The sequence below is a fragment of the Clostridia bacterium genome (assembly GCA_034926675.1).
In the GTDB taxonomy this organism is placed as follows: Bacteria; Bacillota; DTU025; order DTU025; family DTU025; genus JAYFQW01.
Genome location: JAYFQW010000083.1, coordinates 1 through 15,795, shown reverse-complemented (window position 1 = coordinate 15,795; position 15,795 = coordinate 1). Strand labels below are relative to the sequence as shown.

The 15,795-nt window shown below is 59.5% G+C and carries 13 protein-coding genes; 5 read left to right on the top strand and 8 right to left on the bottom strand.

Annotated features, from left to right (window positions below):
* Positions 1-479: 479 nt before the first annotated feature.
* On the top strand, positions 480-2,027 hold the full coding sequence (locus VB144_15295) for a PIG-L family deacetylase (protein MEA4884991.1): 1,548 nt from the start codon (positions 480-482) through the stop codon (positions 2,025-2,027).
* Between the two features lie 297 nt (positions 2,028-2,324).
* On the opposite strand, the gene VB144_15290 is transcribed toward VB144_15295, so the two are convergent.
* From VB144_15290 to VB144_15275, 4 genes are all read right to left on the bottom strand, one after another.
* Positions 2,325-3,422, bottom strand: coding sequence for a Gfo/Idh/MocA family oxidoreductase (locus VB144_15290; GenBank protein ID MEA4884990.1), 1,098 nt, complete (start codon positions 3,420-3,422; stop codon positions 2,325-2,327).
* A 152-nt stretch (positions 3,423-3,574) separates the two neighbouring features.
* A complete protein-coding gene (locus tag VB144_15285) occupies positions 3,575-4,393 on the bottom strand; it encodes a 4Fe-4S binding protein (protein MEA4884989.1) in 819 nt (272 codons plus the stop codon).
* An 8-nt stretch (positions 4,394-4,401) separates the two neighbouring features.
* Entirely contained in the window at positions 4,402-4,575 is a 174-nt protein-coding gene (locus VB144_15280; protein ID MEA4884988.1) for a hypothetical protein, read from the bottom strand.
* Complete coding sequence (locus VB144_15275; GenBank protein MEA4884987.1) at positions 4,572-5,108, bottom strand: TlpA disulfide reductase family protein; 537 nt, start codon at positions 5,106-5,108, stop codon at positions 4,572-4,574. Before VB144_15275 ends, VB144_15280 begins: the two co-directional genes overlap by 4 nt.
* Before the next feature lie 241 nt (positions 5,109-5,349).
* On the opposite strand from VB144_15275, the gene nagA reads away from it, so the two are divergent.
* From nagA to mgtA, 3 genes are all read left to right on the top strand, one after another.
* Positions 5,350-6,639 (top strand): N-acetylglucosamine-6-phosphate deacetylase, encoded by a 1,290-nt coding sequence (nagA, locus tag VB144_15270; GenBank protein ID MEA4884986.1) that lies wholly within the window; start codon positions 5,350-5,352, stop codon positions 6,637-6,639.
* A 37-nt stretch (positions 6,640-6,676) separates the two neighbouring features.
* Positions 6,677-7,612 carry a carbamate kinase gene (gene arcC, locus VB144_15265; protein ID MEA4884985.1) on the top strand — a complete coding sequence of 312 codons (936 nt, stop codon included), beginning with the start codon at positions 6,677-6,679 and terminating at the stop codon, positions 7,610-7,612.
* Between the two features lie 329 nt (positions 7,613-7,941).
* Positions 7,942-10,515: a magnesium-translocating P-type ATPase gene (gene mgtA / locus VB144_15260; GenBank protein MEA4884984.1), complete on the top strand. Its 2,574-nt coding sequence runs from the start codon at positions 7,942-7,944 to the stop codon at positions 10,513-10,515.
* Between the two features lie 6 nt (positions 10,516-10,521).
* On the opposite strand, the gene sdaAA is transcribed toward mgtA, so the two are convergent.
* Both sdaAA and sdaAB read right to left on the bottom strand, forming a co-directional pair.
* Positions 10,522-11,397 (bottom strand): L-serine ammonia-lyase, iron-sulfur-dependent, subunit alpha, encoded by an 876-nt coding sequence (sdaAA, locus tag VB144_15255; protein MEA4884983.1) that lies wholly within the window; start codon positions 11,395-11,397, stop codon positions 10,522-10,524.
* 89 nt (positions 11,398-11,486) lie between these two features.
* Positions 11,487-12,158: an L-serine ammonia-lyase, iron-sulfur-dependent subunit beta gene (sdaAB, locus tag VB144_15250; GenBank protein ID MEA4884982.1), complete on the bottom strand. Its 672-nt coding sequence runs from the start codon at positions 12,156-12,158 to the stop codon at positions 11,487-11,489.
* Positions 12,159-12,385: 227 nt separating this feature from the next.
* On the opposite strand from sdaAB, the gene VB144_15245 reads away from it, so the two are divergent.
* Positions 12,386-13,465, top strand: coding sequence for a flippase-like domain-containing protein (locus VB144_15245; protein MEA4884981.1), 1,080 nt, complete (start codon positions 12,386-12,388; stop codon positions 13,463-13,465).
* Between the two features lie 4 nt (positions 13,466-13,469).
* On the opposite strand, the gene cysK is transcribed toward VB144_15245, so the two are convergent.
* Entirely contained in the window at positions 13,470-14,402 is a 933-nt protein-coding gene (cysK, locus tag VB144_15240; protein MEA4884980.1) for a cysteine synthase A, read from the bottom strand.
* Entirely contained in the window at positions 14,386-15,210 is an 825-nt protein-coding gene (epsC, locus tag VB144_15235; protein ID MEA4884979.1) for a serine O-acetyltransferase EpsC, read from the bottom strand. Before epsC ends, cysK begins: the two co-directional genes overlap by 17 nt.
* Between the last annotated feature and the right edge of the window lie 585 nt (positions 15,211-15,795).

Below are 15,795 nucleotides of genomic sequence, written 5' to 3'. Positions count from 1 at the left end.
GAGGCGTTTGAGGCGGGCCTACGCTCATTATTGAGAAACTCGGCGCTTTCCCCGGTGCCGGGCGCCTGGAGGGAAAGCCCCACGAGCATGCCTCGAAGATCGCAGCGCCCATAGCAGGAGTGGAAGGAAATCCCCGCCTGGCGCAGACAGCCGCCAGAGTGTTGGCTCCTGCGTCACGCCCCCCAATTCTCATTAATGGGAATCTCGCCGCGTCAATTGCTCAAAACTGAGGTGTTTGAGGCGGGCCTACGCTCATTATTGAGAAACTCAGCGCTTTCCCCGGCGCCGGGCGCCTGGAGTCGGTATCATGCAGTGCAACTCGTGGTCGCTATCTGTGTTCTCCTTTAGACGCCTATCGACTACCTTGCCACGAACTCCACACGCACCCTTTTCGCCCTGTTGCTTCCCTCAGGGGGCTCTGGGCGATACAATACTGATATCAGCCGATAGCAGGGGCACAACGGCAAGGAGGGAAATCCATGGCAGATGAGCGAGATGGCCGCAATGCCGTCGACCTACGGCTGAGCCGACTGAAGCAGGCCCTCAAGCGCGCGACTACCATCATCCTCCTCATTTGGATTGCGTTTCGTTTCTCGGGTTGCCCATCGCTTCCGCGATTCGCCCCGGATAGGGTCGCGCCTCCGTGGCTCACGTATTCCTCGATAAGCTCTGCACTGGTGTTCGCACCCCATTCCGATGATGAGACCATGGGGTGCGCAGGGGTGATAATGCACACCCTCGATTCAGGGGGCAGTGTCAAGGTTGTTCTGATCACAAATGGAGATGGGTTCAGGGCCGCAGCAGAGGGGCACAGCAAGAAGCTCCTGCCATCAAAGGCACAGTTCATGGCCTTGGGATACACAAGGCAGAGGGAGACAGCTTCAGCCCTGGGCATGCTCGGCCTTGCACCCACTAACATAGAATATCTTGGGTATCCAGATCGCGGCCTCTCCAAGATGTGGACTGATCGATGGGACTACTCCCACCTGTACACGTCTCGCTACACAAGGGCGAACAGAAGCCCCTACGCCAACAGCTACAGACCTGGCGCACCCTATTGCGGCGCCTCTTTGGCGGAGGATGTGGCACAGATCATCAGGGACTTCCAGCCTTCTCATATATTCATCCCGAATCCCCATGACGCACACCCGGACCACTGGAGCACATTCGCAATCGTCTCCTACGCGCTTGGGCGCCTTCGGGCGGAAAACGCACTCACCAGCAATCCGCAGGTGTACGGATACCTGGTTCACCGGGGCGACTGGCCCTTGCCCCGCGGGTGGCATCCTGGCTGGGCGCTGGACCCTCCAGCGACCCTGTCGAGGTTGCCCGGTGAGTGGATCTACATGCCACTGAGCAAAACGGAAGAACATACGAAGAACGCAGCGATAGGCCAGTATCACACTCAGTTTCTTCTGATGCGCCTCTACATGCTGAGTTTCGTGAGAACAAATGAGCTCTTCCTCTCCATCGCCTCGCCAATAGCGCCCTCTATGCCGGATTGGGCGGAGCAGGCGAAGGACAGACGCGGATTCTGGCAGGATACACCCGCGGTCGTCTATGACCCGATCTACGATACCATCACGCGACTCATGGACGTCAGCGCGGATCTCAGGTCTATCTCGTGCGCAGTTGGAGAAAGCAACCTCTACATCCTGCTCAAGGCCAGAGGAAGAGTATCCAACTCAGTAGTGTACACCGTGACAATCTCCAACTTCGACCTGCACAGGACGATGATCGACGCATCCGTGGGCCCTGGGAACGTGACTCGGGCCACGGCGACTACCGCAGGGGGAAAGAAGACCGGCATCACGGCTCAGGCCACAACAAGCATCACATCACGGATCCACATTGCAGCTCGCTACACAGATGCAGGGCTTGAGATAGCAATACCCCTGTCTTCCCTCGGCGAGTCGCGAGGCATGGTCCTCATCGAAGCATCGACCCAGGTCGGAAGTGCAGTCGTTGACCATACAGCATGGACTGTGGTGAGGCTGAATCCTGACGCGCCTGACATTTTCAGGTGAGTCCCTGCGATAGCGCGGAGATGTCCTACATCCCGGCACCCCAAAGGCCGAGGCGCCAAAGCTCTTGGCGCCCCAGCAGCCGGAGTGCCAAGACTCTGGGCGCCCTGGAGCGCCGATGGGGTTGAAAACGCCAAAGCGCCCAATGTGGCGCAGATGCAGCACAAGGGGCCGAGAGCGCGCCAGATCGCGCAGGCAGCGCAGGCAGCGCAGGAAACGCAGCAATGCGGGAAGTGCAGCAGCCCTGGTAACCCAGGCAACCCGGGCAGCGCAGGAGGCTCGCGGCCCCCGCCGCCATGTTTACTGCATGTACTCGCTTTGCACTGGAGCTGGCTGAGCGTAGTCAGGAGTGTAGTCGGCAGTCTTGTCTCCTGATACTGCCCTCCGCTGCTGGATCGATTTCAGGATGTCCTGCACGGTCTTGAGATCTCCATACTCCATCTCCGGCGGAACGCTTATCGGCTCCCGCTCGAAGAGGGCATTAGCGAAGTTGAGCAGTTCGTTGTAGTAGCCCCTCTGGGGATCGTACGGTATCCGCTCCTGGCGCCCGTCGTTACTGGCTATGCTGATCACTCCGCACTCCTGGCTCTCCAGGTAGATCATGCCCAGCGAGCCATAGATGCGAAATCCGGCAAGGGGCCGGTGGGCCTCACTCCCAGCGCAGTAGAAGCTGAACTGCCCCACCAATCCGCTCTTGAAAAGCATGTTGACCACGATGGCGCTGTAGGGGGAGAAATCCGCATCCTGCGGCCTTCCGAAGGCGTGGAGTTCATCAATGGCGCCAAAGATATGCCTCATCGCTGCCACATCGTGAACAGCACTGTCGGTGACCGCGCCTCCGGGGAATTCCGGGTGCTGCCTCCACTCTGCTGCGGAGAAGTCGTTCTTCCGCATCTCAGACGGGAAATCCAGCGACCTGTTGTAGGTGAAGTACACCACATCGCCTATCCGTCCCGATTTCACCAAGTCGCGGATGATGTTCGTCTCCTCGTTGTACCTGTAGTTCTCTGCGATCATGATCGGCACGCGAAACCTCTGAGCAAGCTCCCGCGCTTCCAGAGCCTTCGTGAACGTTGGCGCGAGGGGTTTCTCGCATATGATCCCCTTGTGCTGACCCGCGAGCCGTCTGGCCGCAGCCTCAGTGATCTCCTGGTTCTGGCCAATGGGAACTATGATGTCAACCACATCGAGGTCGTCTCTTTCGATCATCTTGTGCCAGTCGGTGTAGATGTCGTTATCTGCGAGCCCCAGCCGCCTGCCCCAGCCTTTGACCTTCTCCGCGTCGAGGTCACACAGGGCAGCGATTTCATAAACATCTTTGAGCTGGTTGTATGCCGGGTAGTGCAGACGCTCGAAAGCCATTCCTGTTCCGATTACCCCCACTTTGAGCCTGCCCAACCTCACCACTCCTTCTTCTACGAGATCAGGAGTATTGTTCGCTTGCGTAGCACAGGGTATTCGGTAAGAGGGGCATATCCTGAGGAGTGTGAGGAGATAGTGCGGCCGCGAACATGCAGCATACATGCGAACATGCAGCATGCAGTGGAATCCTACTCGCAATGGGCAGCGACATCCGGTTCGCGCACGAGCCCTGCCCCTCGGTTCCATGCCACTGACACCGCTGGACACCGTGTGCAGTTCAGGCACCTTATGCACGCATCCGAATTCGGGTCCCTGTACACCTCGAGGTCGACTGGACAGATGTTCTTGCATGCGCCGCAGTGGTTGCAGAGAGACCCGTCAACCTGCAACTGCATGGCGCTGATCCGGTTGAAAGGCGAATATACCGCCCCCAGAGGGCAGATGAACCGACAGAATGGACGCTTAATCCGGGTGGCCGCCCAGATGAGCGCGGCCAACATGCTGATCTTCATCCAGAACTTGGGTCCTATGAGCATTCGAATCTGGGCGTTCGAAGTGACCCACGGGATTCCTGCTTCCATAGTGCCGGCCGGGCAGATCCTACAGAACAGCGGAGCGGCAGCGACATACGTGCCTGCCCCTGCCACCCCGATGAGGAACACATACCTGAGCCACCCGTATCTCTGGGTCCGTGCGAGCTTCCTCCTCGGCCCCAGCTTCGCAAGGCAATCCTGGATGAGCCCAAACGGGCACAGCCAGCCGCACGAGGCACGCCCCACAGCCGCGCCCACTGCGGCGAAGAAACCCAGCATCGCATAGGGAATACGCCGGATCACGAGGAACCGCTGAAGTGACCCCAGCGGGCACGCGAACGACGCCAGAGGGCACGCATAGCAATTGAGACCAGGCGTGGGGCAGAACTTCATGAACCTCAGGAAGTAGGAGTTCGTGAGGATTGCCGCCCCAATCTGCACTGATCCTCTGATTGAATCTACTCTCTTCGCCATTCGCCCGCTCACTCTATCCCTATGCACGAAAGGCATAGTATCCTTGCGTTCAGGAGTATCACACCGAAATCGCCAGCGCGCGCCCCGATTGCTAGGAGAGCAATACCCACCAGGGTTATCAGGACGTACGTCGGCGTCTCAAGACGTCCAAATCGCGCGAATCCGCGCCCGGCGGCGCTCATTTCACTGCGAGAAGGTCCCGCACGACCTTCTCGATGGCAGCCTCAATGCCGAGTCCGTCGCCGAAGCCCTCCTGAACGAGGCGAACGACGCCTCCCCTATCGATGATCACCACGGTTGGGGTGAACCTAACCCCAAAGCTGTTCGCGAGAGTGCCGTAATCCACTACCATGCTGTAGGTCAGGCCTTTCCCTTTCGCGTAGTCGCGAACCTTCGAGACAGTGTCTCCCAACGACACTCCCACAACAAGCAGGCCTTTGGAGGCATACTTGGCGTAGAGCGCCTGTAGGTGCGGAGCAAGGCTATGGCACGGAGAGCATGTGGTCTGCCAGAAGTCCAAGAGGACTACGGGAGCTGGATCCCGGCCTGTGTCGATTACCTTGCCATTTATGTCCTTGAGCTTCAGGGCGCCCACTGACTTTCCGGTCATCTGGCCGATGGGAGCGGCTGCCGCCCATGAAGCAAGGATGATGGTCAGAAGCGAGGCAGCAACTATCGCAGCTACACCCTTTAGGTGTATGCGGTATCTAAACATATCTACACCTGCTCTTTCCCACCGGTGCGCCAGCGAAATCCTCTTCGGGGCGGGTCTTGGTTCGGTCGGGTTGTGAGTATTCAACATATCGGCGGCAATCCCTCTCTCACCTCTAGACTGATCGAGGGTGGATTGTGTTCCCTCGGCGCGCCGCGGCCCGGCAGCGCTGCAGGAACGGCATGGAACCGTGCCGAACTAGGCATCGATATTGTGCAACATGAAACAGGAGGAAACGATTCCAGTGGAAAAGCGATTACTCATCATTCATGGTAAGGTGATTGCCTCCGGCGCCAACCTAGATGATGGCGCCGTGCTTCTATGTGGAAGTCGGATAACAAAGGTGGGGCTGAGCAGCGCTTTGCGCGGAGAGGCGGTCGATGCAGTGATCGATGCTGCCGGCCGCATAGTCGCGCCCGGCTTCATAGATATGCACGTTCACGGCGGCAGCGGCGCCGACACAATGGATGCTGCCGCCGAGGCCCTGCATAGAATGGCGGCCTTCGGCGCCTCTCATGGCGTGACCGGGTTCCTTCCTACCGTGATGTCATGCCCTCTGGAGCTGATGCTCGAGGCATGCAACGCGGCGTCGCGGGAGGCGTGCAAGCCACGGGCGGTCGGCCCTGAGGCGTCGGCATCGACATCAGCGTCAGCATCGACATCAGCGTCAGCATCGGCGTCATCATCAGCATCAGCATCGGCATCGGCGAAGACGACCATCCACGGCGCGTACATACTTGGCATCAACGTCGAAGGTCCTTTCCTGAACCCATGCCATAAGGGGGCGCAGCCTGAAGGCGGAATAATCCCGCCTGATCCAGCCGTTCTTGAGAAGCTCCTTCGAGCAGGCGGAGGCCACATTCTGGCAATGACCGTGGCGCCCGAGATCGACGGCGCACTCAGCATAATCGAGGTCCTGGCCTCCAAGGGTGTGCTTGCATCCGCAGGGCATTCGGATGCCGCCTATGCCCAAATGCAGGCGGGAGTGGCCTCTGGGCTCCGTCACGTCACGCACATGTACAATGGCATGAGAGGATTGCACCACAGAGAACCCGGCCTGGTGGGCGCAGCCCTTGTTCTCGACGATCTAACCTGCGAGATGATTGCAGACGGGATCCACGTCCATCCTGGGGCAATGCAGCTGGCGGCAAGGATGAAACGCTCCACAGGCGTCTGCCTCATAACCGATGCGATGCGTGCCGCTGGACTCGCGGATGGCGACTACGAACTGGGAGGGCAGCACGTCATCGTATCTGCCGGCGCAGCCAGGCTCGAATCAGGGTCGTTAGCAGGAAGCACCCTTACCATGGACGCCGCAGTGAGAAACGTAGTGCGGATGGGAGTGGCTACCCTCCCCGAGGCAATCGCGATGGCCTCCACAACGCCGGCAAGGCAGATCGGACTCGCTGGGCGAAAAGGCGAGCTGCGGGCTGGCATGGATGCGGACATCGTGATACTGGAGAGCGGGAGCCTCACTGTTGATGCCACTATCGCCATGGGCGATGTAGTGTACCAGCGCTCGCAGCTATGCTGAACATAAGGCCGAGATTGGAGTGTTCGAGTTGGACGGCGTGAAGACCATCGTAATCGCCCTGGGCGGAAACGCGATTCTGCAGCCCGGTCAGAAGGGCGCCATCCAGGAACAGCTTCTCAATGTGGACCAGACGGCGGTCCAAATCGCAGAGCTATCGTCAAGGGGCCACCGAGTCGTGGTCACTCACGGCAACGGCCCCCAGGTTGGCGCAATATTGATTCAAAACGCAGCCGGGAGCGGCCAGGTTCCTGCAATGCCTCTCGATGTGTGTGGCGCGGAATCTCAGGGCCAGATCGGCTACATGCTGCAGCAGTGCCTCGGAAGGAGGCTCGCGGAGAGAGGCATCCGCAAGTCAGTGGTCACAATCGTTACCCAGATGGTGGTCAGCGCCAATGACCCAGCATTCGGGAGCCCCTCCAAACCAGTGGGCCCCTTCTACACAGCGGAACACGCCAGGAGACGCATGGACGAAACCGATGAGGCATGGATCGATGACGCAGGTCGCGGGTGGAGACGTGTTGTTCCATCGCCTGATCCAGTGCGGATGGTGGAACGCGATGCCATCCTCTCCCTGGTTCAGTCGGGCGCAGTCGTGATAGCCAACGGCGGAGGGGGCATCCCCGTTTGTGAGCGTGACGGCCACTACGAAGGTGTTGAGGCCGTGATCGATAAGGACCTCGGGGGCGAGAGGCTTGCCCACGATGTCCGCGCGGACGTGTTTCTTATCCTCACTGATGTGGCCAAAGTCGCTCTGAACTACAAGACCGCGAACCAAATCGATCTCGACGTGATCACTATGGAGGAGCTTGCCCGCTACCAGCAGGAAGGCCACTTCCAGGCTGGAAGCATGGGGCCGAAGATGGAAGCCTGCAGGCGTTTCGTTGGCCAGGGCGGGGAGTTCGCCGTGATAGCCTCGCTCGCAACTGCAGTGGACGCAATTGAGGGTAGGGCCGGAACCAGAATCGTACGTTAGCGCACGGCGCCCCTTTGCCACGCGACAAGCTGGAGCGACTCGCGTGGCAAAGGGGTGCTCACATCCGACCCGACTGCGCACCAGGGTATGCCTAAAGGCCCGCTACGTCCCTGAAAACACATTTGCTTCCGAGGTTGACAGCCGTATCCCGCAGGCATATTCTAATGGCGTGAGGTGAACCGTGTCTATGGATACCGACGGCCCTAGTAGTAGACGTAACACCGTGATCCACATCAGAATAGCCGGTGGAGGAGCGTTGCCTACTAGGCTGCGTTGATTTTTCGCGCATGCTGATTGCGCCTCCCCGGCAAGAGGGGAGGCGCGTTTGTATGTTCATGTCGCTCGACACGAACGCAACCGCCAGGCCTGGGCGCAGCGCCCAGCTCAACTTGCCGCTTCAGGAGTTGATGGAGCGGCTGTCATCGAGCCCCAATGGTCTTACAACGGAGGAAGCCGAGGAGCGTCTCGCACAACATGGAAGGAACGAACTGGTCCACAAAAGGACTCGTTCGCCTATCATGTCGTTTCTGCGTCTCCTGATAAGCCCCTTGAGCCTGATACTCATTGCAGCAGGGGTTGTGTCGGCCTTCTTCGGAGAGACGCCAGGGGCAATCATGATAGCTCTCATGGTGCTCACAAGCGCGATTCTGGAGTTCGTGCAGGAGTACTCGTCGGAGAAGACCGCCCAGAAACTGGCTCAGCAGGTCGCCGTGACCTCGACGGTGCTGCGAGATGGCAAGCTCGTCGAAATCCCTATGGCGGAGCTGGTTCCAGGCGACATCATTCAGCTTGGCGTCGGCGACATCGTACCTGCCGACGCCAGAGTGCTCACAGCTCGCGACTTCTTCCTAGATCAGGCTGCGCTCACAGGCGAATCTGCGCCTGTGGAGAAAGCGCCGTTCGCTTTCGCGCGCAAGCCTGGAGCATTGCCTGACATGGACCATGTCGTGTTCTTCGGAACCAACGTGGTGAGTGGGAACTCACAGGCTCTGGTGGTCGAAACAAACGGCCGCACTGAGTTCGGGCGCATAGCGAAGAGCCTCGCGGCAGAAAGGCCTCCAACTGAGTTTCAGCGCGGGATCAGCAGCTTCACCAAGATGCTCATCCGCGTTATAGGCTTTCTCGTGGCGTTCATATTCGTAACAAGCATGGCGAAGCAGCGTGGTCTTCTCGACTCCCTTCTCTTCGCGGTCGCAGTGTCAGTGGGAATCACCCCTGAGTTGCTTCCGATGATCATCACGATCAATCTGTCGGCAGGGGCGCGCGCTATGGCTCGGAACAAGGTGATCGTGAAGCACCTGCAGTCGATACAGAACCTCGGCAGCATGGACATCCTCTGCACCGACAAGACTGGGACCCTCACAGAGGGCCGCCTTGCGCTGCACTCCCATGTGTGTGCCGAAGGCCGAGATTGCCACCGCACCCTTGAGCTGGCGGCGGTCAATGCATCATTCCAGGCAAGCATGAAAAACCCCATGGACCAGGCCATTGCTGCGCACAGCGCCAGCGGCGAGTGCGCAGTGGACCTTGGGATCTATACGAAGGTAGACGAGATTCCGTTCGACTTCACCCGCAGGCGCATGTCGGTAATCGTGGCGAAGGATGGAGGCCGGCTGCTCATTACCAAAGGCGCGCCAGAGGGTGTGCTATCTGCATGCACCAGTATTGAGCTACGGGGAATCGCACAGGAGATGACTGGCGAACTGAGAACGCTTGCGATGGACGAGTTCGCCAAGCTCTCCGCAGACGGCTACCGCGCGCTTGCCGTGGCCTACAGGACAATCGGAAATGGGCGCGATGTGTACTCAGTTCACGATGAAACAGGGCTCACCTTCGTGGGATACGTATCGTTTATCGACCCGCCCAAGGAGAGCGCCCCAGCAGCACTTAAGCAAGCAGAGGATCTGGGAGTAGAGATCAAGATCCTTACCGGCGACAATGAGCTCGTGACTGCAAGGATATGCGAAAGAGTCGGGCTTTCGGTGAAGGGCGTGCTGATGGGGCACGAAGTTGATGCCATGGATGATGAAGAGCTGACGCGCAGGGCCAAAGAGGCCACCATCGGCGCAAGGCTCAGCCCTGACCAGAAGAACCGCATCATCACGCTGCTGAAGAAGGCGGGCCATGTGGTTGGCTACATGGGCGATGGCATCAATGACGCGCCCTCACTCAGAACAGCGGATGTGGGGATCTCTGTAAACAATGCAGTGGACGTCGCCAAGGAGGCCGCAGACATAATCCTCCTTGAGGAAGGGCTTCACATCCTAGAGACCGGAATCATTGAAGGCCGCAAGACCTTCGCGAACACGATGAAGTATATTATGATGGGCACGAGCTCGAACTTCGGCAACATGTTCAGTGTTCCGGCAGCTCTGTTCATGGTGCCGTTCCTTCCCATGCTGCCAGTGCAGATACTCCTGAACAACCTCCTGTACGATTTCGCTCAGGTCACCATACCCACCGACCGCGTGGACGAGGACTACATCGCAAAGCCGCGCCGATGGGATATCGGGTTCATTAAGAAGTTCATGCTGGTATTCGGCCCAATCAGCTCCATGTACGACATCACGACGTACCTGGTGATGCTGCACGTATTCCACGCTGATGCCTCGCTGTTCCATACCGGCTGGTTCCTTGAGTCTCTGGCCACCCAGACGCTAGTGATCCACATGATCCGTTCCAGACACAGCCTGAGGACCAGCAGAGCGAGCCTTGCGTTGACGCTGTCAACCATAGCAGTCGTGTGCATCGGCTTCGCGATTCCCTATACCCCTCTGGGCCGGTTCTTTGGCTTCACCCCGCTGCCGCGCGCATTCTTTGCAGTGCTCACGGCCATGATAGCCGCCTATCTCTTGATGGTGGGCGCCGTTAAGAAGTGGTTCTACCGCAGGTATGAATGGTGAACGACTTCATGGCATCGATGCGATCTTCCTGGCGAGGGCCTTGCCGGTAGGCGTCGCGGCAAGCCCTCCCAGGGCGGTCTCTCGCAATGACTCAGGCAGCATCCTGCCCACAGCGCCCATGGCCTCGATAACCTCATCCGGTGGGATTACACTCACAATTCCTGCCAGGGCCATGTCTGCTGAGGCCAGCGCGACGGCCGCTGCCGTCGCGTTACGCTTGATGCATGGCGCCTCCACCAGGCCGCCAACTGGATCGCACACCAGCCCTAGAAGTCCTTTCAAGGCGAACGCAGCGGCATTGGCGCACGCCTCGGGAGATCCGCCAGCGAGCTGCACGGCCGCGGCAGCGGCCATTGCTGAGGCCGCTCCGCACTCAGCCTGGCATCCGCCTTCAGCGCCAGCCAGCGTTGCGTTGCGCGATATGACCGAACCCACACCTCCAGCAGTGAAGAGAGCATCGATCAGCTTGTCATTATCCGCTCCAATGCGCTCTCCCACTGCGAGGATCACTCCTGGAAGCACCCCGCACGAGCCTGCGGTTGGAGCAGCTACTATACGTCCCATAGCCGCGTTCACCTCGGCCACGGCAAGGGAGATGGAGATCGCAGTATCCAGGGGCTCTCCTCCAATGAGCTTCCCCGCGCGCCGCGCCTCCACAGACTTCCGGGCATCCCCGCCGGTCAGGCCGGAACGGGATACGACCCCTGCCAGCCCGCGGAAGGAGGCTTCTCGCATCGCTTCGAGGTTAAGGTTCATCTTGGTGTTCACATCCGCGGTTGAGATCCCTGTCTCAGCAGCCTCACGTTCCCTGATGACCGATCCTATAGTGACATCCAACCGGGTCGCCTCATCCACTAGCTCCCGTAGGGATGCTCCTATCATTCTGTCTTACCTCCCGCTCATTCTGAAAGGCCCGGAGCGCCGAACCCTCAAGACTCAGTCAGCCAATCGCACCAGATAAACTGCCCTCACTACGCCAGCGCCACCGGGGGCAGGGACATCACGCCATCCACACCTTGTATCCGAGTGATGAGCATACGGGCCTCGGGGGATATCGGCTGGTCGAGCTCAACAACTGCCATCGCCCGCGAATTCCGCGCCTCGCGGGAAACGCGCATGGTCGCGATGTTCACGTTCTCCGCTGCAAGAAGGGATGTGATCTTCGCGATTATGCCAGGTTGGTCTGTGTATGAGGCGATGAGCGCGTTATACTCGCCGTGGTACTCCACATCGAACTGGTTGATCCTTGTGATGACGATGCTGCCGCCTCCTACTGAGGAGCCAATTATGCTCGTAACAGAGCCATCGGGCGCAGTCAGCTCCATCTTCGCGGTGTTCGGGTGGACATCCCCAAGGTCTGCGAATTCGAAGCGCACTTCGAGGCCGTATTCGCTCGCAAGGTGAAAGGCATTGGGTATGCGTTCGTCATCAGGCCCTAGGCCGAGTAGGCCTGCAACTAACGCGACATCGGTGCCGTGCCCGCGATAGGTCTGTGCGAAGGAGCCGTGAAGAGTTAGGACTGCGTGAGTGGGCCGCGCCCCTGCTATCGCGCGACCGGCAAGGCCCAGCCTAACCGCCCCGGCGGTGTGTGAGGATGACGGCCCGATCATTATTGGGCCGATTACGTGGAATATACTGGACATATCAGATCCTCCGAAGCAAAGTTGCAGCTCATTCTATGTTATGAACAGTATCACAAAACCAGTGCCTCTGCACGTGGATGTGGGAACCTCCGCGTGGACGGGAGGGGTCGCGAAGGCCCAATATGCAGGCGACGGGGCAAGCGCAGGCGACAGGTGCGTTTCGGAATGCCATTCACGTATGGTATAATAACGTGGATTTCAACGCGGCTATCGTAAGGAGGGCGCCAATGGGTGGAGATGGCGCTTCTAAGCGCCCCAACCAACTGAAGCGCGGCGCAGCGGCGGCCGTCGGCTTCAGCATGCTCGCCCTGTTCATTCTGATGCGCTTGGCAGGCGGCCGAGAGGCGTGGCCAAGCTTCGCCCGCGTAAACCCGATCATGCTTGGCATCTGTCTTGGGCTCATGGTGTTGAACTGGGTGTTCGACTCCATGCGCATGGTGATACTTGTGAGATCCCTTGGGGGACGGCTCAGCATTTGGTCGGGCATGCGGATTTCTATCCTCGGTGCGTTCGTATCCAATGTGACCCCGTTCGATTCGGGTGGAGAGCCAGTGCAGGCATATCTCCTTATGGATAAGGGTATTACCGTTGGCCAGTCGTCGGCCGTCATCGCCGTGAAAACCATCATGAACGCCTTCGCGCGGATGATGTTGGGGCTGATCATCCCCGGGTGGATGATCGTCTCGCAAGTGCAGTGGAGGCTGCCGAAGGGCATGGACATCGCCCTTGTGGTGGGGCTGTCTCTCTACTTCGCCGTATTCGCATTCTTCCTGTTTCTGATCGCACGCCCAGAGAAGATCAGCATCGTAGTCGTTCCGGCGCTCAGGAACAGGTTCACTCTACGCTTCCTGAAACCCGAAACCGTCGATGACATCCTCCAGCGGATCAACCACGGTCTTCACGAGTTTCGGGAGTCCTTGAGCATCTTCATCCGCACAGCCAAGCCCGCCCTGGCTGCCGTGATGGGCCTTAGCTTCGCATGCTGGATCATCACCATACTGATTCCAGCCGTACTCCTAACAGGCCTCGGCATGCGGGCGCCGTACGCGCAAGTGATGGGGATTGCGATTCTGTTCTACCTTGCCTCAGCATACGCCCCCACCCCTGGCTCAAGCGGTGCGGCTGAGCTTGGTTTCGCAGCTCTCTTCAGCACAATAGTCCCGCTGAACTCCCTCGGGGTTTTCGTGACTCTGTGGCGGCTCATCACCTACTGGCTGACACTTGGCGTCGGCGGCATTCTGATGGCGCACGGGCTGCCCAAGAGGCGCTCGAAAGGGCGAAGAGCCAAGATTGAGGACAACCCGTAAACGATCAGAACAGGCCCTCAACACTGAGATACCGCTCGCCGGTGTCGGGAAAAATCGCCAATACCCGCTGGCCTTCGCCGAGGCGCCGCGCAATGCCGAGGGCAGCCGCCGCGACGGCTCCTGAGGAGATGCCAGCGAGGATTCCTTCCTCCCTTGCCAGGCGCCTACTAGCGGCGAAGGCATCATCCGAGCGCACTGTCACGATCTCGCTGATTAGCGCGACATCGAGCACTGGCGGTATGAAACCGGCGCCTATGCCCTGTATCCTGTGGGGTCCGGGCGGATTCCCTGAGAGCACCGCTGATTCCGCAGGCTCGACGCCGATCACCAGAAGCTCAGGTTTCACGCGCCTGAGCGCCCGCGAAGTTCCCGTGATCGTCCCACCGGTCCCTACTCCAGCGACGAATGCATCCAGCATGAGCTCGGGGCCTGCACTCAGATCCGCGACTATCTCGGCTGCAGTCGTCTCATCGTGAGTCTGCGGGTTCACTGGGTTCTCAAACTGCGAAGGCATGAACCAGTCTCCATGCTCCTCGGCGAGCTCTCGGGCCCTTGCGACGGCCCCAGACATGCCGAGCGCCCCGGGCGTAAGCACGATCTCAGCGCCATAGGCCGCAAGCAGACAGCGCCGCTCGATGCTCATGGCATCAGGCATCGTAAGGATGATCCTGTAACCTCTTGCTGCCGCGATCATGGCGAGCCCCACTCCGGTGTTGCCAGACGTCGGCTCGATTATGACGCCGCCGGGCGATAGCGCTCCCCGGGCCTCCGCGTCATCGATCATCGCCAGGGCTATCCGATCCTTCACACTCCCTCCAGGGTTGAACGACTCCAGCTTGGCGAGGATCTCGGCCCGTCCAGAGGTCCCTCCGAATCGATTGAGGCGCACTATCGGGGTGCGCCCTATCGTTGCGGCAATGCTAGATGCAATAGTCATGTGGCTGCGCCTCCTTGGCATCGCATGCAATGGGCGAAATCGAGGTGATCGTGGCGCCAGAGACGGCGCCAGCAGAGACGGCCCTGGCCTTCCTAAGGACCGCAACCTCATCCTCGAGGGTCTTGATTCTCAGGGCAAGCAGATCCAGTGCACGTCCAAGCGGGTCTGGCAGATCCCCGTGATTCAGATCCGCTTCCCGGCCACGGTGTGCGTAGTGATAGTCGGCGCCCCGATTGCAGCTCATGGTCGCCTCACATGCCTCGCGCGAGTCCGCATCGCGCTGCTGCTGGTCGCCGCTGCGTTCAACCACGCGGCCCGGAACGCCAACCACAGTAGAGTATGGCGGCGCCGGCTTGATCACCACCGCCCCTGCTCCGATCTTCGAATTGCGTCCAACAGTTATGGAGCCGAGCACGCTCGCACCGGCGGACACCACAACGCCATCCTCGATAGTCGGGTGGCGCTTGCCTATCTCCTTACCTGTGCCCCCAAGGGTAACGCCCTGATAGATAGTGACATCCTCACCGATTTCGGCAGTCTCGCCTATCACGACCCCCATCCCGTGGTCAATGAAAGCCCCCCGACCGATCGTTGCTCCTGGGTGGATCTCGATTCCGGTCAGGCCTCGCGCTATCTGCGAGACAAGCCTGGCAAGGAAAAACGCTCTGTGCCTGTACAGCCAGTGACTCAGCTTATGCCATATGAGAGCGTGCACTCCTGGATAGAGCGCCAGCACCTCTATGCGATTCCTGGCGGCGGGATCCCGCGCCATCGCCGCATCAAGGAAGGACCCGATATCGTCAAGCATCTGAGTATACCTCCAATTCGTATCTAGGCAGTTCGTATCTGGGCAATTCGCATCTGGGTATGCGAAAACGCCGCCCCCATACAGAGACGGCGCTCAAACCGCGGTTCCACTCTGCTCGCGGCTGCCAACACACATACGCGCCGATCCACGTGATCCCGGCGCGGCGGCTGCCGCAACTCAGGCGCCGCTCCCCGTGTGGGGCTGCAGCGCAGGCGCAATAACGGGCGCACCCGTGAAAGCCTACTCTCACCTTAAGCGGTTTCGGCCTCAGGCTCAAGGGCGCACTTCAGAAGCACTTGCCCAGGAACGCTCCCACCCGACGGCGCTCCCTCTCTTGGGGCAGCACGCCTCCTACCTCCCTTTCATAGCCCCTCACATATTCACTTGATTAGTGTATAGCATACAGCCTCGGGCGGCCAAGGTCAATCACACAGTTGGCCTATTCTGACGCTACGATATAGTATCCCAGTTTTCTTCCAGTAGGTCTTGGCCGAGGGTCCCACGCCCTGTGGCCAGCTACTGGATATCAATACACCGCTATGTTCCAATACCTCCCAAAGGTACTGAGCCCTCTCACGTGGAATA

What these genes read in the sequence shown, in the direction of transcription:
- VB144_15295 (MEA4884991.1), top strand. Translation starts at nt 480, where the DNA reads ATGGCAGATGAGCGAGATGGCCGCAATGCCGTCGACCTACGGCTGAGC.
- VB144_15285 (MEA4884989.1), bottom strand. Translation starts at nt 4,393, where the DNA reads ATGGCGAAGAGAGTAGATTCAATCAGAGGATCAGTGCAGATTGGGGCG.
- VB144_15280 (MEA4884988.1), bottom strand. Translation starts at nt 4,575, where the DNA reads ATGAGCGCCGCCGGGCGCGGATTCGCGCGATTTGGACGTCTTGAGACG.
- VB144_15275 (MEA4884987.1), bottom strand. Translation starts at nt 5,108, where the DNA reads ATGTTTAGATACCGCATACACCTAAAGGGTGTAGCTGCGATAGTTGCT.
- mgtA (MEA4884984.1), top strand. Translation starts at nt 7,942, where the DNA reads ATGTTCATGTCGCTCGACACGAACGCAACCGCCAGGCCTGGGCGCAGC.
- sdaAA (MEA4884983.1), bottom strand. Translation starts at nt 11,397, where the DNA reads ATGATAGGAGCATCCCTACGGGAGCTAGTGGATGAGGCGACCCGGTTG.
- sdaAB (MEA4884982.1), bottom strand. Translation starts at nt 12,158, where the DNA reads ATGTCCAGTATATTCCACGTAATCGGCCCAATAATGATCGGGCCGTCA.
- VB144_15245 (MEA4884981.1), top strand. Translation starts at nt 12,386, where the DNA reads ATGGGTGGAGATGGCGCTTCTAAGCGCCCCAACCAACTGAAGCGCGGC.
- cysK (MEA4884980.1), bottom strand. Translation starts at nt 14,402, where the DNA reads ATGACTATTGCATCTAGCATTGCCGCAACGATAGGGCGCACCCCGATA.
- epsC (MEA4884979.1), bottom strand. Translation starts at nt 15,210, where the DNA reads ATGCTTGACGATATCGGGTCCTTCCTTGATGCGGCGATGGCGCGGGAT.